Origin of the sequence: Rhodoferax antarcticus ANT.BR (assembly GCF_001938565.1) — a bacterium.
Classification (GTDB): Bacteria; Pseudomonadota; Gammaproteobacteria; order Burkholderiales; family Burkholderiaceae_C; genus Rhodoferax; species Rhodoferax antarcticus.
This window is the reverse complement of record NZ_MSYM01000018.1, coordinates 95104-121578: the sequence shown is the minus strand read 5'-3', so window position 1 is coordinate 121578 and position 26475 is coordinate 95104. Positions and strand designations below refer to the sequence as shown.

The following is a 26475-nucleotide window of genomic DNA, read 5'->3' as shown; positions in this document are numbered from 1 at the left end:
TTCCCTTTCTCTAGCTTGGTGAAACGAGTTCAAGGACGAACAGCAATCTCATTCTTGACCGACGTGACGTTGTTCACGCCACGCGCAATACGTTCAGCTTCAGACTTTTCGGTGTTGCTCTTGGCAAAGCCAGACAGCATGACCACGCCGTTGAGGGTTTCAACACTGATGGACGAGGCGCTGACCAGTTTGCTCTCAGCCATGCGTGATTTCACCAAGGTGGTGATGCCAGCGTCATCGACATAGGCGCCTACGGATTGCTGACCACGGCTGACAGCGCAACCGGTAGCAGTAAGTAGGGTGGCGGCAGTCATGACGGCAGCGAGGGCAAGTTTCATATTCATAGGGACTCCTGGACAGTTTGATGGTGAAAGCCCCACCACCTTTGGGCGAAAAACCGGGATAACCCCAGTTGGTCAGTGAACTTTAAGAGTTGGCAGCTACTGCGTCAGTACGCTGGCGCACTCAAGGTCTAAAAAGTGAACACCAAAGCCACTACAGCGGGATTACAAAGCAGCTGTTGTCAGGCAGGTCTGACCAGTTCAATGCCTGGCCAGGCAGCAACAGGGTCGCCGCCGACTTGGCGGTGGCTTGCAGCGCCACCTCTGGCGAGGCGCGCATCAGGATAAAGCGCATGGTGCGCGTGCCGCGTACCAGCGTCAGCTCGGCTTGGGGCCAATGGCTGGGCAGACGGGGCTGGAATGCCAGTGTTTGCGCCTCTTGGGTCAGGCCAAGAATCGATTCGATGGCGGCGCGGTGCAACCAGGCCGCTGCACCGGTGTACCAGCTCCAGCCGCCGCGCCCCACATAAGGCGGCTGGGTGTACACGTCGGCGGCCATCACATAGGGCTCTAGCCCGTAGACCGGCCCGCGCGTTGGGTGACTGGCGCGGTGTGCCGGGCTCAGGTAGGTGAAGTAACGGTAGGCGGTGTCGCCGTCGCCGTCGGCAGCGGCCTGGGCTTGCGCCATCAGTGCCCAGATACCGGCGTGGTTGTATTGCCCGCCGTTTTCACGCACGCCGGGTGGGTAGGCCTGGATGTAACCGGCGCTGGGCACCGCATCGGTCAACGGCGGGTCGAGCAGCTTGATCAGCCCGGCGACCGGGTCCACCAGATGGGTATGCGAGGAAGCCAGGGCCTGTTGTGCCAGCGCTGGTGGCGCCACTGCGGAAAGTACCGCCCAGGCCTGGGCAATCAGGTCGATGCGGCCTTGGGTGTTGTCTTTCGAGCCTAAGGGCTGGCCATCATCAAAGTAGGCGCGCTTGAACCACTCGCCATCCCAGGCGGTGGTGGAGAGCGCGGACTGGATGGTTTGTGCGGTTTGCTGCCAACGTGCAGCCCGCTGGGCGTCACCGCGGGTCTGCGCCAGCGGCGCAAAGTCGGCAATCAGGCGGCATAAGAACCAGCCCAGCCAGACAGACTCGCCCCGGCCTTCGATGCCGATGCGGTTCATGCCATCGTTCCAGTCACCGCTGCCCATCAGCGGCAAGTTGTGGCTGCCCAGCGCCATGCTGCGGTCAAGCGTGCGCGCGGCGTGTTCATAAACCGTGGCGGACTGGGCACTGATGGTGGGCGTTTCGTAAATATCTTCCGCGCCTGCGGGGATGGGGTTGCCCTCCAAAAACGGCACCTGGGCATCGAGCAGGCTGGCGTCACCGGTGGCTTGCAGGTAGCGGGTGCAGGCCAGCACCAGCCACAGCCGGTCGTCAGAAAAATGCGTTCGCACGCCGACGCCGGTGGGCGCGTGCCACCAGTGCTGCACATCCCCCTGCACAAACTGGCGCGACGCGTGCAGCACGATCTGCTCGCGCAGCATGTCGGGTGCCGCCCATGCCAGCGCCATCGCATCTTGCAACTGGTCTCTAAAGCCAGTGGCGCCGCCGGCCTGGTAAAAGCCGGACTTGGCCCACAGGCGGCAAGACACCGTCTGGTACAGCAGCCAGCGGTTCACCAGTGCGTCCAGCAGCGGATCGGGCGTCTTCACAGTGGTGGCGCCCAGCAAGCGGTCCCAGCCAGCGCGCACCTGCGCCAGTCGCGCGTCTGCGGGCAGTGCTGCGGCCTGCGCCAGCAACGCTGGCACCTGGTCGGCATGTGTTGCAAAGCCAAGCAAAAAGCGGCACTGCTCGGACTGCCCGGCAGCCAACATCAGCGGCGTGGCGAGCGCGGCACAGGGGTCCAGGCCGTCGCCACTGTTTTGGTCAAATGACTCAGGTAGCACCAAGCGTCCGCGCGAGTTAAAGCACTCGCGGCGGTCACAGGTCCAGTCCGGGGCGTCTTTGCCAGTGCTGCTCAGGCTCAAAAAGGCGGTGCCATCGCCGAAGCCACTGGCCAGCTCGCGCTGCGTGGCCAGCAGAGCAGTCTGGCCGCTGTGGTTCAACATAGCAGTGCGCACCGTGCCACGGTCGCTGCGGTTGGCACCCATGAGCCATTCGGCAATACCAATGACCCGCAGGCGCAGCGTGCGGGTGCCGTGGTTGACCAGCGTGATGTGGATCTGCTTGATCGACGTATGGGAATCCACACACCAGGTGGCAGTGACTTCCATATCCGCATAACGGTGCTGCACCTGGGTGAAGCCCTGGCCGTGGGTGATCTGGTAGCTCAGTGCTGGCCCCACCCCGGCGCCGGGGCAGACTGACCAGACTTCGCGGGTGGCGGTGTTTTGCAGCAAGAACCACTCGCTGGGTGGGTCAGACAGGGCGTCATTGGACCAGCCGGTGAGCTGGTTCAGGCGGCTGTTGAGCGCCCAGGTGTAGCCGCCACCCGCTTCTGACAGGTGCGCGCCAAAGTCGGCATTGGCCAGCACATTGATCCACGGCCGCGGCGGGCGTTGCCGTGCCGAGACCAGGAAGCTGAAGTCGGCTGACGCTGGTGCAAATGCGCCCTGTGCGGCAGAGACATGCCCGCTGAACGGTGCTGCCAAGGCCAGCGGGGTTCTTGAGCTGTCGCGCCTGCGCGCCAGCGCCAACTCTTGCCGACGCAACCAATCGCTCACGTGGTGGGTGAATGGGCGGCCGTCAGCGCGCAGCATCACCCGCGCCAAGCTGTGCAGTGTGTTGATCTCGGGGTGGGTCAGGTCGTCGGCGCGCAACAGGTGCAGGCGGGTGCTGGCCGGGCCAACATGGGCGTTGACCTCGGCGGTATGGCGGTCGCGCAGCGCGGCAATCTCATGGTCCAGCGTCATCAGATAAGACGCTGGCTCGGCGTTGATCACCACCAGATCACAAGGCACATTGCCCCAAAGCCACAGACCCAAGGCTTGTGACAGCGCCCGAATCAGACCCAGACCTTCTGCCACGCTGACCAGCACCAGAACGATGGGGCGGTCGCCAGAGATACCAAAGCGCCACAACAAGCGCCGGTCGCAGACCTCGGCTGCAGCGCCTTGCGGTCGCACAGCGCGCGCCTGCGAGCGACTCAGGCTCATCACCAGGGTGCTGGTCAGGGTCTGAATGGCGTTGAAATTGTCTGCATTGATGCGCGAGCCACGCAGCCGGATGCCAGCCAGCGTGGCCGACATGAGTGAGGCACGCTGCACATTGCTGGCCAGGCGGTATTTGTCGATCACCGCACGCAATACATCGGCATCTCTGGAAACAGCGGTGGCAAAAGTGATGCGCGCGGTAGCGCCCGGGGCAATGTGCAACGCCACCGACAAGGCGCAGACCGGGTCCAGTCCGGTGTCTAGCAGGCTGGACTCCTCGGCTCCTGCGGTGGGTGTGGCGGGGGCTAGGCTCAGTTGCGCCAAGGGCTGGCTGGCAGCGCGGTTGCGGCCCTGCCAGGCTTGGCGGTCGGTGGCCAAGCGTACCGGTCCGATGGGTTGTCGGCTGTCGGTCAAAAAGTGAGCCAAACGCAGCCCTTGCTCGGTGGCTAGGCGCGGCTTGCGCTCCATCAGCAGGGCCTGGTGCGACGCCAGCCAGTGGGCGCTGACAAACAGGTTGCTGAAAGCCGGGTGGGCTTCGTCGGCCCGCGCGTCTGCCAGTGCCACTTCAAAAGCGCTGAGCAGTTCCAGGTCCAGCGCCGAGGTGCCGGTGTTGCGCAGCTCCACCTGGCGAAACTCGATGTCGTCCTCCGGGCTGGTCCAGACGGTGGTGGTGGCCTGGAGGTCGTCCCACGCGGCGTTCAGGCAGATTCGGTCGGCATGAAAGACGCTGCTGTATTTCGCACCTGGGTCAGGTGCCGGGTGCTGGGTCATCGAAAAAACACCCGCACCGGGCGCACGGCGCAGGTAAAAGAAGCTGCCCCGGTCATCGCGCAGCGCGTCGTCACGTGTGCGGGTGATGCCAATTTGCTCAAAGCTGCTGCTGCCTGCGCCATTGGCACGCAGCGTCACGCTGTAGCGCCCGTTGGAGAGTAAATGGGTGGGTTCGATGGCGGTGTTGCCCGGCACGATTTCGCGCAGCATGCCCACTGAACGACGCCGCTGTGTCAATGGGCGTACGCTCACCGGCGGTGCATACAGGCTAGATACCGCGCGCGGAATGCGCTCATGCAGCAGCGACGACACCGCCTGCAAATGCGCGTTGGCCATGCCCCAGCGCTGCGGCGTGCCGGCCAGCAGCACATTGGCCAGAGCCACAATGGTCATACCTTGATGGTGCGCCATGAAGGTGGCCACCGGCACAAATGGCTCGGCGCCCACGCGCCGAGATTGGGTAAAGTCCAGCGCTTCAATGAAGCCGTAGCGGCCCCGCGCACCCATGTTTTGCATCAGGTTGTAGTTTTGCCTGGCCAGTTGTGGCGCCAGCAGGGCGGCCAATGCGGTGGCGTAAGGCGCAATCACCAGCTCGTCAGGCGGTGTGCGCCGCAAGGCCAGGCGTGGCACGCCTTGCGGTGAATATTGGTAGGCCAAGGTGTAGTCGCTGGCGGCATAGGCCGATTCTGAAATGCCCCAGGGCACGCCGTGCGCCTTGGAAAAGTCCATTTGCTCCAGCAGCGCGGTATGGCAGGCGCCACACAGGACGCTGCCCAGCGGTTCTTTCAGCACCAGGCTCGGCATCATGTACTCAAACATTGAGCCGCTCCAAGAGCGCAGACCGGTGTCAGTGCCTCGGGCAAAAAAGGCGCGTCCGAGGTGCGCCCAATGCCGCACTGGCAAGTCTCCCCGGGCAATCCCCAGCAGGCTGGTAAGCCGCGATTCGGAGGCCAGCAGATCGTAAAAACCGGCGTCCAGCTGACGCTCTGCCACCCGGTAGCCGATGTGCAACAGATGCCGCTTGCGCGAATACAAAAACTGAAAATCCGCTTCCCAAGCCAGCGTGGCCAAGGCCTGGGACAGTGCTTTTGAGCGCGCCTGGACGGCGTCGGCGAAGCCGGACTGACCCATGAAGCTGCGCGCCCGCGTATCGCGCTGCGCTGAGCGCCGGGTGTTGCGGTGGTCAGCCAGCAGCCATTTGAGCTCTTCGCGCCGAGCGATAGACAAGGTGCGGCGCTCTCTCACCAGCGGCATCAGTCGCGCCTTGCTGGCGTTCAGCGCGGCTTGGCAGGTGCCACCATCGTCAGGGGTTTCGGCGAATTCAAGGCAGGCCTCGGCCACCGCCAGCAGATGCCCGCTGAGGTTGCCGCTGTCCACGGCGGAGACATACATGGGCAGCATGGGCTGGGCGGTTTGCGTGTCGTACCAGTTCATGAAGTGGCCACGGTGTCGCTGCATGCCTTGCAAGGTGGACAGTGTGGCTTCGAGCCGGGCGAGAAAATCTTGCATGCCGATCCAGCCAAACTGGCGGGCGCAGGCGGTGCTCAGCAAGTACATGCCGATATTGGTGGGTGAAGTGCGGTGTGCTACCAGGTCGTGCGGCAGCACTTGCAGGTTGTCGGGCGGCAGGTGGTGATCCTCCGGGCCGACGCAGCGCTCAAACAGGCGCCAAGTGTCACGCGCTACACCTTGCAGGTAGTTATGGTCTGATGCGCAGAGCTGTTCCTGCACGCCCCGCGGGCTGACCCGGCTGACCCACCAAGTCCAAACGGGTGACGCACCCCACAAAAAGCATAGCAATGTAGCCAATACTGGCGTGGGTGTGGGCAAGAAAAGTAACACAACTAGCAGCGCAAGAGCCAGCACCGGCTCGCGCCAGTGCTGACGCGCAATGGCTGCCAGGCCGCTTTTGGCTTGCGCCTGGGCAGCAGCGGCGGTGGTCCATTGCAACAAATGGCGTTTGCTCACCAGCGTGCGGTACAGCGCCCGGCTGATCGCATCCAGGTTGGCTTTGGCATGCTGTAGCAGCTCGGCCAGCAGCCAGATGCCGCTGAGCACGGCGCGCGCCAAGTCGGTCAGCGCTTCTCGGTAGAAGTGCCGCATGGCGATGTCGCTGCTGCCGGGTGCCAGGCCCGCCAGCGCACCCATCAGCGGCCCGCCAGAAAACGCTGCCAGTACCAGCAGCAGGGCTGTCCAGGGCGACATGACACTGCCTGCCAAGGTCAGCAGCAGCAGCCCGAGCGACATCGGTGCCACCAGCGAGCGGCGCAGGTTATCGGTCATCTTCCAGACGTGGATGGCGCTCAGACCATAGCGCTTGGGCTGCAGCATGAAGGGCAGCAACTGCCAGTCGCCGCGCGTCCAACGGTGCACCCGTGAGGCCGCCACATCGGCGTGGAACGGTGCGTCTTCAATCACCGAAATATCGGTCACCGCGGCGCAGCGCGCTACCGAGCCTTCCAGCAAGTCATGGCTGAGCACCTGGCCGTCGGGCAGGCGGTTGGCCAGCACCGCATGCATGGCCTGCACGTGCAGCAGGCCTTTGCCGGTGAAAGTGCCTTCTGCAAACACGTCCTGATAGACCTCGGAGCTGGCCGCGCTGTAGGGGTCCATGCCGCACTGCCCAGCAAACAGCCAGTGGTAACGGGTGAACTCCGACACATCGGGCAGCGGCGTGGCCACCCGGGGTTGCAAAATCCCGTAGCCCGCCACCACACGCCTGGCATTGGCGTCCCACTTGGGTTGATTTTGCGGGTGGGCTGCCACGCCCACCAGCTCGCGCAGTCGTCCCGGTGGCAACTGGGTGTCACTGTCGAGTGTTAGCACATAGGTCACGCCGCCAGCCAGGCGCGAGTTGTCGCCGAGATCGATGAAGCCGCTGGGGCTGCCAGTGGCCAGCGCGGAAATCAGCATCTCCAACTTGCCGCGCTTGCGTTCCCAGCCAATCCAGCGCTGCTCAGTGTCGCTGAATTGGCGCTCGCGGTGCAGCAATACAAAACGTGGCGCACCCATGCCTTCAGCGGTGCTGGCGTGGCGGGCGTTGAGGGCTTGAATCTGTGCCACGGCGCTGGCCAAAAGGTCGGCATCACCGGGCAGTTGCGCGGTGCCGGCGTCAGAGAAGTCGGTCAACAGGGCAAACTGCGCCTCGTGTTCGGGGTTGGCCAGATAGTGCAGATGCAGTTGGTGCGCCAGCTCAGTGGCTGAAGTAGCGCTGCTGAGCATGCCCGGAATCACCACCAGCACGCGGTGCTCTGGCGGGATGCCGTTGGTCAGCGCCAGGCGCGCCAAGTGCTGTGGCTTGACAGACTCGCTGATCAGCCGGTTGATGACGGCTACCACCGCCTCGGACGCTGGAAACACCGCAAGCAGCCCCAGCAGCCACAGGCTCCAGTCCAGCGGTTGCGGGCTGTCGCGCAGCATCAGCCACATCAGCAAGGCCAAAACAGCGCTCAGCGTGCCCAGGTAAAAAGGGAGCGCCAGTTGGCGCGACACCACCAACCAGGCGCGCGCGCGCCACGTTGGCAGACCTAGTGCTTGGAGCATGTCGGGCTTGCCCAAACCCAGCAGCCAATGGGCGGGGTTTGCGCCGGGCTGGGCCTGGCTGCTGGTACCTGCCATCAGCCCCAGCAGCCGTTGCGCCACCACCACCTCGGTGTGACCACTTTGACGCGCCAGGTGTTCGATCGCGTGCAGACTGTGGTCACGGGTGATGTTGTCTTCGGCTTCAAATACAGGCTGGGTCAGCATCAGGCGCATCAGCGTGCTGGTGCTGGCAATAATCTCGGGCCAATCGGCGTCGCCAATGGCGCGCAGTGAGGTCACGGCGTTGCTCACGCTCAGGTTGTCAGCCGCCTGATCAGCCGCTTGCTGGGTTTGCAGCATGGCCAGATCGGGCAGGACGTTTTGCAGCCAGGTGTGCAGTGCGGCCTGCTCGCCATCAAGTCGTGCCAAGCGGTGGTCTTGTAGGCGTAGCCCGAACTGCAGCAGAAACACATGCCCGACACCACGCTCGTAAAGCAGGGCCAGGAGTTGCTCCAGCACCTCAACCGTCAGGGTGTCGATCTCATCAAAACACAGATTGGCCGCTTCGCGGGCGCCCTTGTGGGCGGCAATACTTTCAGCCAGGCGGCGCAGGTTTTCTACTAGCACCACCCGCAAGGTGGTGGGCAGCGCCCACATTTCACTCAGGTTGAGTTGGCGTTCTTCTTCGTAAGCCCGAAGAAACTCGATCAGCAAGGTCTCGTCAAAAGCGCCATCGGTGTGCGCCACAAACGCCCAGGCCACACCGTAAATACGCGGCAGCCCGGCCAGTGGCTCGTCTAGCAGGACTGGCAGCGAACGGTAGTAGCTGGGTGGCAGGCCCTTGCGGATTTCCTTAAGTTGGGTTTCGACCAGGTGGAAATTATCCAGCAGCCATTCGGCAGCTGGGCTGATGTCATAGCCCGTGCCCGCCAAAGTGCCAATGTAGCCATGGGCTTGGCGCAGCGCTGCAATATTGCCCTGAAGACGCGGAAAAAAAGTCGCGGCACCTAAGGTGCTGTGCGCCGCGCGGTGGGTGACGGCGAGGCTTCGACCATGCTGGGCAAAGCGCTGAGGGCCAAAAATCTCCGAGCGGATCGGCGCTTGAACTGGCCCGCGTTGGCTGTCCAGAATGTCGCGCAACGCAGGCGGGGCATCCGAAAGCAGGCTTTGCAGTGTGGCGGGCACTGTGCTGTGGCTCTAGACGAGCCAGACGTACAGACCCGCAAAGGCCACACCCACCATCACCGTAGTGACTAGGCGTGTCGCGATGAAGCCGCGCGCCGACACCGCGGCGCAGCGCAAGGTCAACAGGTGGCGGTGCGAGTTCTGACAGGTGCCCAGATGGTCACCCAGCTCGCAGAGATCGCCCGGCAATGTGTCGGCGGCGAAGCCATTGGAAGCCGTGCTATGGAAGTGAGGCGTATGGGTAAGAATAGTCATGGTAAGCCCCTGTGTTGAGATTTGGCGAATACCCCAAAGTGCCTGGAGGGCACGACTTCATGGTCTGGGTATATCCGGTTTGGAGTGTGGGCCAGGCCGCGGTCAGGGTCTGTGCGTTGCCGAACACACGGGCATGAAAACAGCCTGTAGCCCATACCACCAAATGGCTAACAGCTATGTAAAGCATAGCGTATAGTCAGCCTGCAGCCCCCTTTTGCTTTGCAGCTGGCCGCAAAAGCCAGGTGATCCGTATGAACAAAGTTCGCCAGCGCACAGACCGCGCGCTGGCACAGCTGTATCTTCAACGATCTTCTCCAGGAGGCCGCATGTCCTATATGCACCATTTTTCGGCCGACACGCTGCCAGGGCGGGCCCAAGCGCCTGCTTCCTCAGACGCGTTATGGCAGGTCAGCCAGCCCATTGAGCCAGACAGCGTCAGCCCGCAGATTAGCCAGCAGTTCATGGGCCTGCTCAAAGCCTACCGTCCCAGCGGCGGCTTGCTGCGGGCGCAGGACGCGGCAGCGCGCTGCAAGCCACGCGGTGGCACGGATGTGCCGACCTTGGCGGGCTGGATGGTGCATCGCCAGGTGATCAGTTTCGAATGGCTGTCGCGCATCTGGCTGCCGGTGTTTCAGTTCAAGCGCGCCGACATGTCTCGTCTCAGCGGGCTTGATGAGGTGTTGTCAGAATTGGTTCAGGTGTACGACAACTGGCAGATAGCCCGCTGGTTTTCGCTGCCCAGCCCGTTGCTGGCTGGGGCTAGACCCGCAGACCGTTTGGCAGCCGCTGCGGCAGATGTCCTCAAGGCCGCCCGTGCCGAGCGCTTAGGGCCAACAATTCCACCCTTTGTTTACTGCTGAATGGATAGTGACAGTTGCTTGTTCTATATGGGCTGAGGGGCTAAAAGTCATTAATTTATGAACCGCAGTGCAGGGCACAGCTGTTCCCGGTGCGCGGGTGTGATGCCGGTGAATAATGGGGCGTTGTCAAAACCTTTCCCATCGTCCAACGCGTCAACCCCTTTATGAAAAATTTCCCAGACATCGGTATCCAGATTCCGCAGGTGGTTTTGCCCAAAGCCGGCACCGACCTGCACAAGTGGGCGGTGGTTGCCTGCGACCAGTACACCTCGGAGCCCAGCTACTGGGCTGACGTGCAGCAACTGGTGGGTGGTGCGCCTTCGACGCTTAACCTGATCTTTCCCGAGGTGTATCTGGAGCAACCCGGCGCACCGGAGCGCATTGCGGCGATCGGCAGCACCATGAACACCTATCTGCAGGCCGACCTATTTGAGCCGCATGAGGGCCTGGTGTATGTCGAGCGCTGCGTGGAGGGTATCACCCGCCACGGCATCATGCTGTGTCTGGACTTGGAGTGTTATGACATCCGCGCGGGCTCGTCGAGCCTGATTCGCCCCACCGAGGGCACGATTGTTGACCGCTTGCCCCCGCGTATCAAAATCCGTGAAGCGGCGGCGCTGGAGTTACCGCACATTCTGGTGCTGATTGACGACCCCGAGCACAGCGTGATCGCGCCGCTTGCCCGCGCCAAAGCCGCCTTAGACACACTTTATGACCTGGAACTGATGCAGGGCGGTGGCCACCTGACCGGTTTTGCCGTGCCAGCCGCTGCTGAAGGCCAGGTAGTGCAAGCCCTGCGTGCGCTCGCCCAGCCAGACACTTTTGCCGCCAAATACGGGGTAGATCAAAGTCAGCCGGTGTTGCTGTTTGCTATGGGCGACGGCAACCACTCGCTGGCCACCGCCAAAGCCATCTGGGACAAAAACAAGCCGCTGGTCGGCATGGACCACCCGAGCCGCTATGCCCTGGTTGAAATGGAAAACGTTCACGATCAGGGCCTGGCGTTTGAGCCGATCCATCGGGCCTTGTTTGGCCTGAAGAAAAATCTGTTGGCTGAGATGCAATGCGCCTGGGGTGAGCGCTTCACTTACACCGAAGTGGCCAGCGCAGCGGCCATGCGCCAACGCGTGGATGGCGCACAGGGCACCCAGCAGACCATCGGGCTGGTGGGCGGTGGGCGGCAGTTTGGCGTCATAGAAATTAATCAGCCATTGTCAAATCTGGCCGTGGGCACGCTGCAAACCTTTCTGGACCAGTTCATGAAAGACGCTGGCGCGGACACGATTGACTACCTGCATGGTGCCGACGTGCTGGAGCGGCTGGCTTTGCAGCCGGACAACGCAGGCTTTTATCTGGCGGGCATGCCCAAGTCGGATCTGTTCAAAACAGTCATTCTGGAAGGTGCCTTGCCGCGCAAAACCTTCTCGCTCGGCCAGGCACATGAGAAACGGTTTTATATGGAAGCCAGAAAAATCGTCTGAGCGTAGGCCTGATAGCAGCGCAAACAGGCGACTTTCTTGTCTTTGAGCGCAGGTCGTTGAAATACCGTCTGGCGTTGGCCGATGTCACAGGGCATGGTGGCTCAGACTACCTTCGTTACTTTTAAGCACGATTTATGCCTCTAGCCCTCTATCCATATGCGCTAGTAGCTATATTTAACGCAGCATTGATTGCCGTTTTGAACGGATTGAGAGCGAGCACCTGGTGCGGCGCTCAAGCAGTGCGCTGTCTGCGCCAGGCTTTCTCTAACTCCACCACCACACCCACCACCGCCGATGCGCCCAGGCAGATGCCCAACTCACCCAGACTCAGCGGCTGGGTTTTGAAGATGGGATTGAGCAGCGGCACATAAATGGTGGCCATTTGCAGCGCAAACGTCAGCAGCACCGCGCCCAGCAGCGGCTTGTTGCTGAGCAGGCCGAGCGTCCACAACGCATCGCGCTCGGAGCGAATCGCCATCACATGCACCATTTGCGAGAGGGTCAGCACGGTGAACACCATGGTTTGCCAATGGGCGTGGCCGGTGGACAGCGCCCAGGCCTGCACGCCCAGGCACAAGCCGCCAATCAGCAGCCCCACACCCAGAATGTGCTGCCACATGCCGTCCGCAAACAGGCTCTCTTTGGGTGCGCGCGGCGGGCGCTGCATGACACCGCGCTCGGCCGGTTCGGCCGCCAGTGCCAGGCCCGGCAAGCCGTCGGTCACCAGATTGACCCACAGGATGTGGATCGGCAGCAGCGGGATCGGCAGCAAAAACAGCGGCGCCAAAGACAGTGTCCAGATTTCACCCGAGTTGCCGGTCATGGCGTAACGGATGAATTTGCGGATGTTGTCAAAGATGCGCCGCCCCTCGCGCACCGCCGCCACGATGGTGGCAAAGTTGTCGTCAAGCAGCACCATGCTGGCAGCTTCGCGCGCCACGTCGGTGCCGCCTTTGCCCATGGCCACGCCGATGTCGGCACGTTTGAGCGCTGGCGCGTCGTTCACGCCGTCGCCGGTCATGGCAACAATCTGGCCCTGCGCCTGCAGGGCCTCCACAATACGGATTTTTTGCGCCGGGTCGACCCGGGCGTAGACCCGCACATCCGCCACGCGTGCCAGCAGCGCGGCCTCGTCCAGCGTGCTCAGGTCGTGCCCGGTCAACACTGGGGCCTGGGCGTCAGGCACGATGCCCAGACGTTGCGCAATGGCAAGAGCCGTTGCCGGGTGGTCGCCGGTGATCATCACCGGGGTAATGCCTGCGCTGATGCAGTCGCGCACGGCGGTTGCCGCCTGCGCGCGTGGCGGGTCAATCAGGGCAACCAGCGCGAGAAACTGTAGTTGGCTCTCTTCCCCGGCCAGGGCATCTTGCGCAGGTAAGGCGGCAAAATCGCGCCTCGCCAAGGCCAGCACCCGCAGGCCTTGTGTTGCCAGGGTGTTGGCCTGGTCGATCACCGCCTGGGCATTTAGCGCTTGTGCGCCATCCGCTGCCCACTGTGCGTTACAGCAGGCCAGCACCGATTCGGGCGCGCCTTTGGTGTAGCCAACAAATCCGGCTGCGCTGCTGTGCAGGGTGGTCATGCGTTTGCGGTCAGAGTCAAATGGCAGTTCTTGCACGCGCGGGCAATCGGAATCCAACGCGGTCTTGTCTAGCCCGGCAGCGGCGGCGGCATCCACCAGAGCGGTTTCGGTGGGGTCTCCTTGCCAGGGCTGGGCGGCATCCGCTGTGCTGGCGTTGCCGTTACCGCTGCCGTTGCCGTTGCCGTTGCCGTTGCCGTTGCCGTTGCCGTTGCCGTTGCCGTTGCGGTTGCCGTTGCCGTTGCGGTTGCCGTTGCCGTTGCCGTTGCCGTTGCGGTTGCCGTTGCCGTTGCGGTTGCCGTTGCCGTTGCCATTGCGGTGCGCGTCGTTGCACAGTGCCCCGGCGCGCAGGGCTTGCATCACCACCTGGCCGGGTGGCATCTTGTTGTTACCCGGCAGCCATTCTTGGCCGTTGGCCCACAACAGCTCGGCGTGCATCTTGTTTTGCGTCAGGGTGCCGGTTTTGTCGGAGCAGATGGTAGTGACCGAGCCCAAGGTTTCCACCGATGGCAGACGCCGCACCAGCGCGTGCACGGCCACCATGCGTTTGGCGCCCAGCGCCAGCAGCACAGTGACCACCGCCGGCAAGGCCTCGGGAATGGCCGCTACCGCCAAACTAAGGGCGGTTAGGGCCATCAACAGCGGTGCCTCGCCGCGCCACACGCCAGAGACAAAAATGATGACGCAGATGCCAATCACCAATAAGGCCAAACGCTTGCCAAAGGCCGCTAACCGGTTTTGCAGCGGGGTGCTGCGGTCGGGTTGGTCCAGCAATTGGGCGACTTTGCCCAACTCGGTGGCCATGCCGGTGGCCAGCACCAAGCCGCGCGCCCGGCCCAAGCTGACCGTCGTTCCTTTGAACACCATGTTGAGCTGGTCACCCAGCGCGTTGCTGGCGGGTTGTACCAAGGCGGCCGTTTGTTTGGCCACCGTCACGGATTCGCCGGTCAGCGACGATTCGTCCACCTGTAACTGCGCCAGGTCGATCAGGCGCATGTCTGCCGGTACTTGGTTGCCCGCCTCCAGCAGCACGATGTCACCGGGCACCAGCGCCGGGGAGGGCACCGCTTGCACCTGGCCATCACGCAGCACGCTGGCCTGTGCGGTGGCCAGCACCTGTAGTGCCGCCATGGCGCGGTCGGCGCGCCAGCTTTGCACAAAACCGATCACCGCGTTGAGCAGCACAATCACCAGGATGGCCAAGGTGTCGATCAGGTCACCAATCAGGCCAGACACTACTGCGGCGGCCAATAGCACCAGCACCATGAAGTCGGAGAACTGCGCCAGCAGCAGGCGCCAAGTGCTGCGCTGCGTCGTGCTAACGAGCGCGTTGGCGCCAAAACGCTGCAGCCGCCGGGTGACCTCGTCCTGGCTCAAACCTTGGGCAGCGTCTACCGCCTGTTCAGTCAGGAGTTCTTCTGCCTCGCGCTGATGCCATGGAAGTGGGTCGGCCATGCTGTGGCTGTCAACCGCGCAGGTCCGGGCGCATGTGCTGCGGTATCAGGGCCTCGAGCGACTGCACCCGGCGCTCCAGCACCTCAATGCGCGTCAGGTTGTCCAGCAGAATCGCCACGGTAAACATGTCCAAGTCAAAGTCCACCCGCAACTTGTAGGCATGGCGCAGCGGCGTCACCCACTGGGCGCTGAAGACCAGTTCCGGTGTCGCCGGGCTCACCGGCACCAGGGCGCAATACTCCACCAGCTCGTCCAGTTCGGACTCGCTCATGCCGCAGGAATGGCTGAGTTCGGTCAAGCTCACGGTTTCACGGGTGTCCAGCCACCGCCACTGGGTTTGATCTTGTGTCATGTGGTGTTCTCCTAGGGTGTGGCTGCACGCGGGTTGAAGTGTGAAATACGCGCCAGTTCCAGGTACAGCGCACGTTCTGGCTCTGTCAGGGTGGATGGCACGTCGATGTGAACGATGGCGTACAGGTCGCTGTGGCCGTCCCGCAGGCCACGGCCACGCAGGCGCAGTTTGCGCCCGGAGCGAGTACCCGCTGGCACGGTCAGCAGCACCGGGCCATCCAGCGTGGGCACTTGTACTTCGGCGCCCAAAGCGGCCTCCCAGGGTGCCAGCGCTAGGTCGAAGTACAGGTCAAGTCCATCGGGTCGAAACACCGGGTGTGGTGCCAGCGAGATCTGCAGGTAAATGTCGCCGTCGGCCCCGCCGTGCAGGCCCTTGCCGCCTTTGCCACGCAGGCGCAGTTTTTGGTCTTGCCGCGCGCCGGGGGCAATGGTGACTTCCAGCGTGCGCTCACCGGTGCCGTCTTGCAAATTGAGGTTGACGCCGGTGCCCCGGCGCGCATCGGCCAGGGTGATGGTGATGCCAGTCTCAAAATCGCGTCCCTTCACCGGCATGGCGGCGCGCCCAGCCCCCTGTCGCCCCCGACCCATGGCCGCCAGCAGGTCAGCCAGGTCAATGTCTTCAAACGACTGCCCGCTGGTTGAAAAATCCTGCTGCCATTGTGGCGGTGGTGAAAACTCGGCGCCCGGCTGTGGGTGGCCCAACTCGTCATAGGCGGCGCGTTTGGCGGTGTCTTTGAGGGTAGCGTAGGCTTCAGCGGCTTCCTTGAAGCACGCCTCGGCCCCTGGCGCCTTGGACACGTCTGGGTGGTGCGTGCGCGCCAATTTGCGGTAGGCCTTTTTGATCTGGTCCAGATCGGCGTCGCGGGGTATGCCCAGCGTTTCGTAATAGTCTTTGTATTTCATGGTTTGATTTTGAGACCTAGCGCCCGAACCGACAAGCCCGCCAGCAGCCACAGCGGCGGCCGGTGCTGCATGGGGTGTTGTTTGTCATGGCGGCGTTCTCAAGGCCAGGTCAGACCCCAGTGTCGGACCGCCAGCTGCTCTGATCTGTGCGCTACGACACGCAAGGAGGCGGCGTGAGGGCTACGGCGGGCGTTTGCCGTTCTGGCTATTGATTTGAATTTTCCACACCGCCATGAACAGGGCGGCAATCACCGGCCCGAGCACAAAGCCATTGATGCCAAACACGGCCATGCCGCCCAAGGTGGTGATCATCACCATGTAGTCAGGCAAGCGCGTCTCCTTGCCCACCAGAATCGGGCGCAGCAGGTTGTCCACCAGACCGATCACCAGCACGCCATAGGCCACCAGCGCCACGCTTTTGCCCAATTCACCGGCCAGCAAGAAATAAGCCGCCACTGGCACCCAAACCAGCGCGGCACCCACCGAGGGCAACAGCGACAAAAAAGCCATCAGCACCGCCCACAGCACCGCGCCGCTGACGCCCAGTACCCAGAAGCCTAGGCCACCGAGCGCGCCCTGAATGGCGGCGACCAGCAAGTTACCTTTGACGGTGGCGCGCACTGCCTTGGTGAAGGTGTTCAGCAACACGTCTTTTTGCGCAGTGGCCATCGGGACCGCGTTCCTGAGCGTGTTGGCCACGGATTTGCCGTCACGGATCAAGAAATACGCCAAGTAGAAGGTGATGAACACACTGGCGACAAATTCAAAGGTGTTTTGTCCTATGCTGAATGTTTGTGTGGCGATGACCTGCGAGCCCTGCGTCAAGGCCGCTGTCAGGCGGCGTTGCAGGGTACTAAAGCTGCCCAGACCAAAGCGGTCCAGCAGGCTGGTGATCCAGCTGGGCAAGGTATCAAACAGACCGCGAAAGTAGAGCGCTGGCTTGAGTTCACCACTTTGCAGCTGGGTGTACACCAGTGAAGCCTCGCTCACCAACGACGCGGCAATCAGCGCCATAGGCAGCACCACAATCACTAAAACGATTAGCAAGGTCAGCACTGCGGCAACGTTTGGCCGTTGCCCTACCTTAGGCAGCATCCAGCGAAACAGCGGGGTAAACAACAACGCAATGATCACACCCCACATCACAGCGCCGTAAAACGGCAGCAGAATGTAGATCAGCGCAACCGAGGCGACCAGCAGCAGGGCTGGGAACAGGCGGTTGGTGTCGCGGGGTGTACCAGGTGGCCTGGGTTCTGGGCGCATCTTCCCGCTATTTGGGTGGTGCACCGCCAGCCTTGGGGGCCAGCAGTTTCATTGCATGGGACAAGACGCGCGGCATCAGGCCGGCTAACAGAGCCGAGATCGCTATGCGGCGCCAGGGCCGCAGCATCACCGTTAAACCACCCACAGCAGCAGCCGCCAGAACCAAGCGGTACGGGTGGCGCTGGGCGACAGGTTGCAGCAACACGTTGGCCATCTTCAAGGCCAGTAGCAAGACCAAACGCATGGGCTGGTTTTGCCACCAGGATTGCACCCCATCCATGACCAAGCCGGCGCCGGGCACGGCTTGCAAGCGGTCACGCAAGCCGCCAAGCAGACCTTCTGCGTTGGCGCCAGAGGTTTCTGCCGAATTGTCCTGACGCATGGCTTGGCGCAATCGCTCGCGCGACGCAGCAAGGCGTTCGCAGGGGCTGGCTTCAGTACTCATGGCTCACCCGCTGCGCGCAGCATCGCCACGTCTTCGTTGATCTGCCGGCGCAAATTGGCAAAGGACGCTGATTTTGATGACTGGCGCGCTAGTAGCACGCAAACTACCGCCAGCAGGAGTGGCACAGCAGGCACCGCCACCAATACTCCCAACGCCGATGCGGGCGGCGCTACGGTAAACCACAGCAAGGTTGCCACACCTGCCAGCACCGCCGCCACGCTCACGGCGCACAGGGCAATGACATACAACAGCACCCGACGGAGCCAGACACCGTAGGCCAAGCCAGACTCCTCGTTGACCAGCGCGGCATACGCCTGCGCGTGGTCAACAAGCAGCTGTGGCCGAGTCGCCAGCAGAGAAAGAGCGGGGTGCATCAGCAACCAGGAAACAAAGGCTTAGCCGCGATCCCGAGAGCGTGCAACCAGGCTGACCAGCGCCATCAGGGCGGCACCCGTAGCAGCGGCAATCAGAACCGATTTCATAGGCTCTTCCCGGATATAGCTGACCGTGCTGTCCGAGGCGTGTTCCGCCTTGACACGCAACTGGTGCGACGTTTCGCGGACACTGTCCAGACCACGGTGGGCCATGGAGCTGACCCGCTCACTGGCGCGCTCCATGGCGGGCGCCGCTTGCTGGCGCAGATCCTGCAGGGAGTTCGCAGCGCTGTCTACCACGCCGTTGGCGGCTTGCTGGGTGGCACGGATGGCGTGGTCGGCCGACTGGGAAGCTTGGTTGATCAAGTCTGCGGATTTGTCAGTTGAGGGAAATGTTGACATGGTCATTCCTTAAAAGTGGATGGATGAATGGGTGAACTAGCGGCCTTTGCGCATGCCGAACAAGAAGCTGACAACGGCCAGAACAATAAAGATGAAAAACAGGATCTTGGCGATGCCCACAGCACCGGCGGCAATGCCGCCAAAGCCAAACAGGGCTGCAACCAGCGCGATGACCAAAAATATAATGGCGTAATTTAGCATGGGATTCTCCTAAAAGGTTGAACCGCCTGACCGATCGGCTTGCGCCGGTCAGGTCAATTTATCGCTTGCCAAAGGCAGCCTGGGCTTCTTTCAGGCAGTTGTTTTTGGCGGTGGATGCCAAAGCATCACACTTTTCTTCGGCCACTTTCAAGTCAGCCGCGCGTTTGTCAGCGGCTGCATCGGCGCGAACTTCTTTGACCTCGCTATTGGTCTTGGCTTTGGCGTCTGTGGTCTTTTCAGCGGCTTCTGATGTCTTCTGTTGCACATCTGCATCGGCTTTGGCTGCGGTCAGGGCGGCTTTGGCTTCCTTCACACACACATCCTTGGGGTTGCCAGACTGGTCATCACATTTTTGTTTGGCTAGGTCGTAGGCCGCTTCAGCCTTGGCCACACTGACTTTGTGTTGGGTTTTTATAGTAGGTTTGTGGCTGTTGTCCAGTTCGGCCAGGGCTACGACTTCCTTGCCTTTGGCTTCAGCTTGACAGATGTCTTTGGCGTTGCCGGACTGCGAGTCACAGGCTTTTTTGCCAGCCTTGTAATCGGCTTTGACGCGGGTCTTGCTGGCGCTGAAATCGCTGTCAGACATGGTTTGCGCCATCGCACTGCTACCAAACAGCAAACACATTGCCACGGCGACACCACTGAGCAGACTGTGGGAGTTTTTCATAAGAGTTCCTTAGAGTTACGACCTTCACGAGCAGCAAGAGTGCTGATGCGTTGACTTTAAGGGTTGGCAACCGGCACGTCTGTTCGCTCGCACACATTCAAAGGGCTGACGCAAAATCGCTCCAGCGTCGTTGCCTTGCCCGGCCGTTCCCGGTGTACTGTCTGCGGCGATGTGCCGGTTGGAACAATTTTGCGTCAGTCCTTACGCAGAACCCGAAGGTCTGCGCAGCTTGAAGAGATCCAGCGACAGCGCGGTGCCACACAAAATCACCGCGCCGCAGGTCAGCATCCACGGCGTGACGACCTCACCCAAAAAAATCAGGCCGTAGACGACAGCAAACACCGGAACCAGGAAGGTCACCGTCAACGTGCTGGCCGCGCCCACGTTCTCGATCAGCCGGAAAAACAGCACATAAGCCACACCGGTGCACAGCACGCCCACCGCCACCAGTGCCAGCCAGGCCGTCGTACTGGGTGGGGTGGTCGGCCAGAGCCATAAGGTGGGTAAGGCCAGGCCCAGCGTGGCGCCGATCTGGCTGCCACTGGCCACAGCTAGCGACGGCACACCCTGCAGGTAACGCCGGGTGAAACTGGCCGAGATGCCGTAACACAGGCAGGCCACCAAACAAGCCACCACCGCCCAGCCGCTGGAAAGGCCTGAGGCGTCAGGCTTAAAACTGGCTTTGCCCCAGGCCAGCATCGCCACGCCGATAAAGCCAATCAGCAAGCCCATGATCTTCAGGCGGTGCGGCCGGTCCTTGAGCCAGGCCCAGGCCACCAGCGCGCCAAACAGAGGCACCGTGGCGTTAAGCAGCGCCGACAAGCCGGTCGAAATAGACATCAACGCATAGGAGTAGCAGGCAAACGGAATGCCTGAATTCAGCATGCCAAGGAATAAAATTTTCTTCCAGTGCCGCGCCAGCGCAGGCATTTGACGCCGCGCCAGCAGCAAAGGCAGCAAAAATGCGGCGGCAATGGCCACCCGCACCCCCGCCGTAGGCAAGGCACCAAATTCCGCCGCACCCAGGTGCATGAATAAAAATGAAGCGCCCCAGATGGCGCCAAGCAGGATGAATTCGATTAGCCAGGGTTGTTTGGGAGCGTGAGAAGTCAAACGGCACCTTCAAGTTGCAACAAGGCGGTTTTTCGGCTTAGCCCGCCAGCGTAGCCGGTCAGGCTACCGTTGGCGCCGATCACGCGGTGACACGGCACGATGATGGTCAAAGGATTGCGCCCCACCGCTGCCCCCATTGCACGCGCCGCGCTCGGCTTGCCAATGCGGCTGGCCAACTGGCCGTAACTGCAGGTGCTGCCAAATGGGATCGCCAGCAGCGCTTGCCAAACCGCCTGCTGAAACGCTGTGCCGGTCGCCAGGCTTAAAGGCAGATCAAACTGGTTGCGCTGGCCGGCAAAGTACGCTGCCAACTGCGCCTGAGCCTGGTGCAGCACGGGCTGGCCGGTATCGGGCGCACAGGCGGACAGGTCAGGCAGATGCGCCTGATCGTCAAACCAGACGCCGACCAACTGATTGTCAGAAGCTGCCAGGAGCAAGGTGCCCAGTTCGCTGGACATGCGACTGGTTTGGGTATAGGCAGGGAGTTTCATGTGTTTTTGGCCTCTAGCCCTTGTGTTGAAAGCGCTGATAGCTATTTAATGAATAGTGATGGGTGGCTAGTCGACTGGGGTTGTCACAGCGGGCAAGCTGGCCCAGGCGCGGATCACCGCGTAGCTGCGCCACGGCTGCCAGGCGCTGGCCGCGGCCCGCGCCGCTTGCGCCGGGTTGGGGAGGTGGCGCACCCCAAGCGCTTTTTGCAGGGCCACATCACCGGCCACAAAAGCATCGGGCCAGGCCAGCGCGCGCATGCTGATGTACTGCGCCGTCCAGTCGCCAATACCGGGCAGGGCTAGCAGGGCTAGCAGGGCTGTATGGGTTTGTGTTGGATCGGCACCGGGGTGCAGTTGCAGCGTGCCGTCGGCTACCGCCTGCGCCAAGGCTACCAAAGCCCTCTGGCGCTGTTTCACTATGCCAAGCTGCCCGAGTTCGTCGCCGCTGGTTGCCGCCAGCACTTGTGGCGTGGGAAAACACCGATTCAGCCCCGCCACTGGTGTTTGCAGCGACTCGCCAAACTGCGCCACCAGCCGCTGGCACAAGGTGCGCGCGGCAGCCACGGTGATTTGCTGGCCCAGCACAGCGCGCACTGCCAGCTCAAAACCATCCAGCGCGCCGGGCAGGCGCAGCCCGTCGCCTTGCGGAAAGTGCGCATGCAGCACGCTGTTGATGGCGATTGGGTCGGCGTCCAGGTCGAGCAGCGTGCGCACGCTTGCCATCACCTGCGCCAGCACCTCGGTCAGTGACTCACTCACCGTGAGACCCACCCGGCAATTTGGCTCGTCGAACACGGCAAACACCCAGCCGCGCAATGACTGCCCACCGCTATGGAGGTGCAGGGTTTTGGCGAATGCCGGGCGTTTGGGTGACAAGAACACGTTTTCCGTACCGTCGATCTGGCGTTTGGCGAAAAACGCCAGCATCGCCCGCGCGTCATACGGCGGGCGGTAAGAGAGCTTGATGTCAATGCCGCTTGGCTGATCAGACCCTGGCGCTGCCGAACCGGTGCGCCGCAACTGGGTGGGGTTCAGACCATATTGCTGCGCAAAGACCGCGTTGAAGCGCCGCACGCTGGCAAAGCCGCTCATGCGTGCCACCTGCGCTGCGGCAAGGCGGGTGTCGGTTAGCAGCTGCTTGGCGCACAGCAGGCGGCGGGTTTGCAGGTAGCGCAGCGGCGAGACACCTAGCTGCGCCTCAAAAATACGCCGCAAATGCCGGTCGCTCACGCCCAGGCGCTGCGCCAGTGCGGCTACCCCTAGCGGTTGGGTCGCTGCGCCACAGGCAGCATCCATCAGCCGCGCGGCCTGATGGGCCAGGATGGCGCTGGCATCTTGCATGGACCAGGCTTTGTCACCCGTTGCGCCGCCCCTACCCGCACTGGCGGGTGCCAGTTCGGGCCGGCAGCGCAGGCAAGGGCGAAACCCAGCCTGTTCTGCCAACGCGGCATGCGCAAAAAAGCGGCAGTTCTCGCGTTTTGGCGTGCGCACCCGGCATACCGGGCGGCAATAAATGCCGGTGGAGGTCACGCCGGTGAAAAAATTGCCGTCAAAACGGGCGTCCCGCGCCTTCAACGCCAAGTGGCAGGCGTCATCATATGCGGTGGCATCAGCAGGGGTCATGCGCTGGATGATACGTGTTGCATCCGCCCCTGGAGGGGCTTGTCTAGCCGTTTCCGGACATCTCCTTGGTCGGGGGTGCGCCCTACAATCCCCCCACCAAATCTGCCTATTCAATCAGCCACGGCAAGGGGAAACCATGCAGCTATCACCGTCGATTTTCAAAGCCTACGACATCCGGGGCGTGGTGCCCAGCACCGTTAATGTCGAGATGGCGCAAGCCCTGGGTCGGGCCTTTGGCACGGTGGCACTGCGCGAGGGGCAGAGAACGGTGGCAGTCGGGCGCGACGGGCGCCTAAGCGGCCCGGCGCTCAGCGCGGCGCTGGTCAGCGGGCTGGTGTCGGTGGGTGTTGAGGTGCTGGACATCGGCATGGCCACCACGCCGATGCTGTACTTTGCTGCCAACACCCTGTGCGCCAGTGGCATCCAGGTCACCGGCAGCCACAACCCGAAGGACTACAACGGCTTCAAGATGGTGCTGGCTGGCCGCGCCATATATGGCGACGAGATCCAGAACCTGCGTCTGATCATGAAAGACGAAGCCTGGGCGCTGCAAGAGGGCGGCACGGTGCGCAGTGTGGAGGTGTTGGCTGCTTATCAGGCGCGCATTCTGGGCGACATCAAGCTGTCGCGCCCGATGAAAATTGTGGTGGACTGCGGCAATGGCATTGCCGGGGCCTCTGCGCCAGAGATCATGCGGGCGATTAACTGCGAGGTGACCGAGCTCTTCAGCGAGGTCGATGGCAACTTCCCCAACCACCACCCCGACCCAAGCAAGCCGGAAAACCTGCGCGACCTGGTGGCCGCGCTCAAAGCCAGCGATGCCGAGATTGGTCTGGCCTTTGATGGCGACGGCGACCGACTCGGCATCGTCACCAAAGAGGGCAACATCATCTACCCGGACCGCCAGATGATGCTGTTCGCCCGCGATGTGTTGCAGCGCGCGCCAGGCGGCACTATCGTGTTTGACGTGAAGTGCTCGCAGCGCCTGGCGCCCACCATCACCGAGGCTGGCGGCGTGCCGATGATGTTCAAAACCGGCCACTCGCTGATCAAGGCCAAGATGAAGGAAATTGGCTCCCCGCTGGGTGGCGAGATGAGCGGCCACATTTTCTTCAAGGAGCGCTGGTACGGCTTTGACGACGGCACCTACGCCGCTTGCCGCCTGCTGGAGATTCTGAGCCAGTCACCCGACACCAATGCGGTGCTCAACGCGCTGCCCACCAGCTTTTCCACGCCCGAACTCAATGTGAAATGCGCCGAGGGCGAACCGCATGTGCTAGTTGATCAACTGCTCGCCAAGGTCAACTTCCCGGCGCCAGCGCAGGTCTGCACGATTGATGGGCTGCGGGTGGACTGGCCAGACGGTTTTGGTCTGATTCGCGCCAGCAACACCACGCCGGTGCTGGTGCTGCGCTTTGAGGGCCACACGCCCGAGGCTCTGGAGCGCATCCAGGCCGACATGCTGGCGCTGCTGCACTCGCTAAAACCTGATGCGCAGTTTGATGAAGCCGCGCACTGAGGCCGCACGCGCAGGTTCACAGTAGATGGCAAGGGGGCTGCGTTGCGCATTCTGATCGTCAAACTCTCATCTTTGGGCGATGTGGTGCACGCCATGGCGGCGGTGCAGGACATTCGCCAGGCTCACCCTGACGCGCGCATTGACTGGGTGGTGGAGCGCGCTTTTGCGCCGCTGGTGCTGCGCTGCAAGGGTGTGCACCGGGTGATTGGCTGCGAGCTGCGGCGCTGGCGCAAAGACATGTTCAGCGCTGAGACGCGCCAGGCCTGGCGGCTGTTCAAGGCCGATTTGCGGCAAGACGATTACGACGCGGTGATTGACCTACAGGGTTTGACCAAATCGGCGCTGGTCTCAAGGTTGGCGCGCTTAGCCAAGGGTGGCAAGCGTTATGGCATGGCCAACCAGACTGAAGGCTCCAGTTTTGAAGCCCCGGCGCGCTGGGTGGCAGATGTGGCCATCAGCTTGCCAGCGCACAGCCATGCGGTGACCCGATCGCGCCAGTTGTGCGGCCAGGCACTTGGGTACACGCTGCCGTTTTATATGTCTTTTGGGCTTCTAGCCCTTATGGGTAAAGCGCTAACAGCTACTAAAAACGTAGCTTTTAGAAGCGGCCTGCAAGGCCTGGTGGCGCTGGTGCACGGCACCTCACGCGCTGACAAAGAGTGGCCGCTGGCGCACTGGCGCGAGCTGGGCGCCCGCCTGAACGCCGCTGGTTTCATGGTCGCCTTGCCGCATGGCAGCGCGGCTGAAGAAGCGGTGTCCCACCAAATTGCAGATGGTCTCGCGCACGCGCAAGTCTGGCCGCGGCTGGCGCTGGACGCGCTGACCGATTCGCTTGCCAACTGCGCCGGGGTGATCGGTGTGGACAGCGGTCTGAGCCATATCGCCGTGGCGCTGGACCTGGCACATGTGCAGATTTACAACTTTGATACCGCCTGGCGCACCGGTCCGCTGGGCGAGCAGCACCGCATCTCTGGCGGCCCGCTGGCGCGACAGGTCAGCGTATTTGAGCAGCCCACACCGTCGGTAGACAAGGTCTGGCAAGCGTGGGAAGCGGTGGCTGCGGCCGTCGACCAGCCGCAGACTTCAAACCCATTTTTTCGGGCCTCGCGCCTGGCCCCTTTGTGATACGCACTCTTTACTCCCTAGCGATGTGGCTGGCGCAGCCGCTGCTCACACTCAAATTGAAACGCCGGGGCCAGCAGGAGCCGGGCTACCTGCACGCCATGGACGAGCGTTTTGGCCGTTACACCAGCCCGGTGCCAGCACATGACGGCCCCACGGTGTGGATTCATGCCGTGTCATTGGGCGAAACGCGCGCTGCCATGGTGCTGGTGGCCGCGCTGCGCGATCAGATACCCGACATGCGCCTGCTGCTCACCCACGGCACTGCCACTGGCCGCGCCGAGGGTGTCAAACTGCTGCAGCCTGGCGATTTGCAGGCCTGGCAACCCTGGGACACGGTGGGTGCCACGCAACGCTTTCTGAAGCATTTCAGGCCGAAGATCGGTGTGCTGATGGAGACCGAAATTTGGCCCAACCTGGTATCCACCTGCCACGCACGGCAGATGCCGCTGGTGCTGGCCAACGCCCGCCTGAGCGAAAAATCTTTGCGCCAGGCGCAAAAGTTGTCGTGGCTGGCGCGCCCGGCGTTTGCCGGACTGAACGCGGTTTGGCCGCAAACGCAGGCTGACGCCCAGCGCTTGAACCAGCTTGACGCACCGGTGCGCGCGGTGTTTGGCAACCTCAAGTTCGATGCCAATCCTGATATGCGGCAGATTGCCCTGGGGCGCACGGCGCGCGCACGCATTGGCAAACCGGTGGTGATGTTTGCCAGTTCGCGTGAAGGCGAGGAGCTGGCGCTGCTGCAGATTCTTAAGGCTTTTAGGCCCCCAGCCCATATAGATAAAGCGCAAGCAGCTATAAATAATGTAGTGAGTGATATCCAATGGTTGATCGTGCCAAGGCATCCGCAGCGCGTTGACGCCGTGGCAGAACTGATCACCGAGCAAGGATTCTCTGTGTCGCGGCGTAGCAGTTGGGGCGCGCAAGGCCCTGCCACCCCGGCGCAATCTGCTCTAGACGCGGCGGCCTCGGTCAACAGCGTGGCAATGTCAGGGCTTGACAAAACAGCGGCTGGAGATGCCGTGCCCACCATCTGGCTTGGTGACTCTTTAGGGGAAATGGCCTTGTACTACGGCTTGGCCGATGTGGCCTTGCTGGGCGGCAGCTTTAAGCCGCTGGGCGGGCAGAACCTGATTGAAGCCGCGGCCTGCGGCTGCCCGGTGCTGATGGGGCCGCACACTTTCAACTTTGCTGACGCTGCCGAACAGGCGCTGGCTGCCGGGGCGGCGCTGCGGGTGGCTGACCTGGCGCAGGCGGTGTCTGACGCAGCTGAAGTGGTTGTCGATGCCAAGCGCCTGGCCACGGCGCGTCAGGCGTGTGATGATTTTTCGCAAGCCCACCGCGGTGCGACGCAGCTGCTGGCACGCGCTATTTTGCATGTGATGATCGCGTCGGTGGCGGGCTTGGTGCGCACTGGGTAACACCTTGATAAGCGGCCTTGATAAGCGGCCTGGGTACGGCGCTAAAGCCCGG

Annotated in this window: 20 protein-coding genes; 5 read left to right on the top strand and 15 right to left on the bottom strand. The window is 62.4% G+C overall.

Going from position 1 to position 26475, the window contains the following annotated elements; all coding sequences use genetic code 11:
• Window positions 1-29 precede the first annotated feature (29 nt).
• From BLL52_RS16705 to BLL52_RS20465, 3 genes are all read right to left on the bottom strand, one after another.
• Window positions 30-344, bottom strand: a complete 315-nt coding sequence (locus tag BLL52_RS16705) for a BON domain-containing protein (RefSeq protein WP_075587795.1) — start codon at window positions 342-344, stop codon at window positions 30-32.
• A gap of 151 nt (window positions 345-495) precedes the next feature.
• Window positions 496-8901, bottom strand: coding sequence for a glycoside hydrolase family 94 protein (locus BLL52_RS16700; RefSeq protein WP_241839237.1), 8406 nt, complete (start codon window positions 8899-8901; stop codon window positions 496-498).
• A gap of 12 nt (window positions 8902-8913) precedes the next feature.
• Window positions 8914-9156 (bottom strand): hypothetical protein, encoded by a 243-nt coding sequence (locus tag BLL52_RS20465; RefSeq protein ID WP_139313441.1) that lies wholly within the window; start codon window positions 9154-9156, stop codon window positions 8914-8916.
• 251 nt (window positions 9157-9407) lie between these two features.
• Here BLL52_RS20465 and BLL52_RS16695 point away from each other — a divergent pair, with 251 nt between their 5' ends.
• Together BLL52_RS16695 and BLL52_RS16690 are read left to right on the top strand one after the other, a co-directional pair.
• The gene (locus BLL52_RS16695; RefSeq protein ID WP_075587794.1) at window positions 9408-10016 is read left to right on the top strand and encodes a hypothetical protein; all 609 of its coding nucleotides are present in this window, start codon (window positions 9408-9410) and stop codon (window positions 10014-10016) included.
• Between the two features lie 164 nt (window positions 10017-10180).
• Window positions 10181-11497: a DUF1015 domain-containing protein gene (locus BLL52_RS16690; RefSeq protein WP_075587793.1), complete on the top strand. Its 1317-nt coding sequence runs from the start codon at window positions 10181-10183 to the stop codon at window positions 11495-11497.
• 232 nt (window positions 11498-11729) lie between these two features.
• On the opposite strand, the gene BLL52_RS16685 is transcribed toward BLL52_RS16690, so the two are convergent.
• From BLL52_RS16685 to BLL52_RS16630, 12 genes are all read right to left on the bottom strand, one after another.
• Window positions 11730-14528 (bottom strand): cation-translocating P-type ATPase, encoded by a 2799-nt coding sequence (locus BLL52_RS16685; RefSeq protein ID WP_075587792.1) that lies wholly within the window; start codon window positions 14526-14528, stop codon window positions 11730-11732.
• A 10-nt stretch (window positions 14529-14538) separates the two neighbouring features.
• Window positions 14539-14880, bottom strand: a complete 342-nt coding sequence (locus tag BLL52_RS16680) for a chaperone modulator CbpM (RefSeq protein ID WP_075587791.1) — start codon at window positions 14878-14880, stop codon at window positions 14539-14541.
• An 11-nt stretch (window positions 14881-14891) separates the two neighbouring features.
• A complete protein-coding gene (locus tag BLL52_RS16675) occupies window positions 14892-15782 on the bottom strand; it encodes a DnaJ C-terminal domain-containing protein (RefSeq protein WP_075587790.1) in 891 nt (296 codons plus the stop codon).
• A gap of 180 nt (window positions 15783-15962) precedes the next feature.
• On the bottom strand, window positions 15963-17045 hold the full coding sequence (locus BLL52_RS16670; protein ID WP_075587789.1) for an AI-2E family transporter: 1083 nt from the start codon (window positions 17043-17045) through the stop codon (window positions 15963-15965).
• A gap of 7 nt (window positions 17046-17052) precedes the next feature.
• Window positions 17053-17490, bottom strand: coding sequence for a hypothetical protein (locus tag BLL52_RS16665; RefSeq protein ID WP_075587788.1), 438 nt, complete (start codon window positions 17488-17490; stop codon window positions 17053-17055).
• The gene (locus BLL52_RS16660; RefSeq protein WP_083634020.1) at window positions 17487-17864 is read right to left on the bottom strand and encodes a hypothetical protein; all 378 of its coding nucleotides are present in this window, start codon (window positions 17862-17864) and stop codon (window positions 17487-17489) included. Before BLL52_RS16660 ends, BLL52_RS16665 begins: the two co-directional genes overlap by 4 nt.
• A 21-nt stretch (window positions 17865-17885) precedes the next feature.
• Window positions 17886-18266, bottom strand: a complete 381-nt coding sequence (locus BLL52_RS16655) for a hypothetical protein (protein WP_139313440.1) — start codon at window positions 18264-18266, stop codon at window positions 17886-17888.
• A gap of 36 nt (window positions 18267-18302) precedes the next feature.
• On the bottom strand, window positions 18303-18467 hold the full coding sequence (locus BLL52_RS16650) for a DUF1328 domain-containing protein (RefSeq protein WP_075587786.1): 165 nt from the start codon (window positions 18465-18467) through the stop codon (window positions 18303-18305).
• A gap of 58 nt (window positions 18468-18525) precedes the next feature.
• Window positions 18526-19134, bottom strand: a complete 609-nt coding sequence (locus BLL52_RS16645; RefSeq protein ID WP_075587785.1) for a hypothetical protein — start codon at window positions 19132-19134, stop codon at window positions 18526-18528.
• A 201-nt stretch (window positions 19135-19335) separates the two neighbouring features.
• Window positions 19336-20247, bottom strand: coding sequence for a DMT family transporter (locus BLL52_RS16640; protein WP_075587784.1), 912 nt, complete (start codon window positions 20245-20247; stop codon window positions 19336-19338).
• Window positions 20244-20738: a methylated-DNA--[protein]-cysteine S-methyltransferase gene (locus BLL52_RS16635; protein WP_075587783.1), complete on the bottom strand. Its 495-nt coding sequence runs from the start codon at window positions 20736-20738 to the stop codon at window positions 20244-20246. Before BLL52_RS16635 ends, BLL52_RS16640 begins: the two co-directional genes overlap by 4 nt.
• A gap of 66 nt (window positions 20739-20804) precedes the next feature.
• On the bottom strand, window positions 20805-22361 hold the full coding sequence (locus tag BLL52_RS16630) for a DNA-3-methyladenine glycosylase 2 family protein (RefSeq protein WP_075587782.1): 1557 nt from the start codon (window positions 22359-22361) through the stop codon (window positions 20805-20807).
• Window positions 22362-22497: 136 nt separating this feature from the next.
• Here BLL52_RS16630 and BLL52_RS16625 point away from each other — a divergent pair, with 136 nt between their 5' ends.
• Genes BLL52_RS16625 through BLL52_RS16615 form a run of 3 tightly spaced genes read left to right on the top strand, consistent with a single transcriptional unit; the run spans window position 22498 to window position 26423 of the window.
• On the top strand, window positions 22498-23880 hold the full coding sequence (locus BLL52_RS16625) for a phosphomannomutase/phosphoglucomutase (protein ID WP_075587781.1): 1383 nt from the start codon (window positions 22498-22500) through the stop codon (window positions 23878-23880).
• A 42-nt stretch (window positions 23881-23922) separates the two neighbouring features.
• A complete protein-coding gene (waaC, locus tag BLL52_RS16620) occupies window positions 23923-25005 on the top strand; it encodes a lipopolysaccharide heptosyltransferase I (protein ID WP_075587780.1) in 1083 nt (360 codons plus the stop codon).
• Window positions 25002-26423 carry a 3-deoxy-D-manno-octulosonic acid transferase gene (locus tag BLL52_RS16615; RefSeq protein WP_420852633.1) on the top strand — a complete coding sequence of 474 codons (1422 nt, stop codon included), beginning with the start codon at window positions 25002-25004 and terminating at the stop codon, window positions 26421-26423. The genes waaC and BLL52_RS16615 overlap by 4 nt, the downstream gene beginning before the upstream one ends.
• The last annotated feature ends 52 nt before the right edge of the window (window positions 26424-26475 follow it).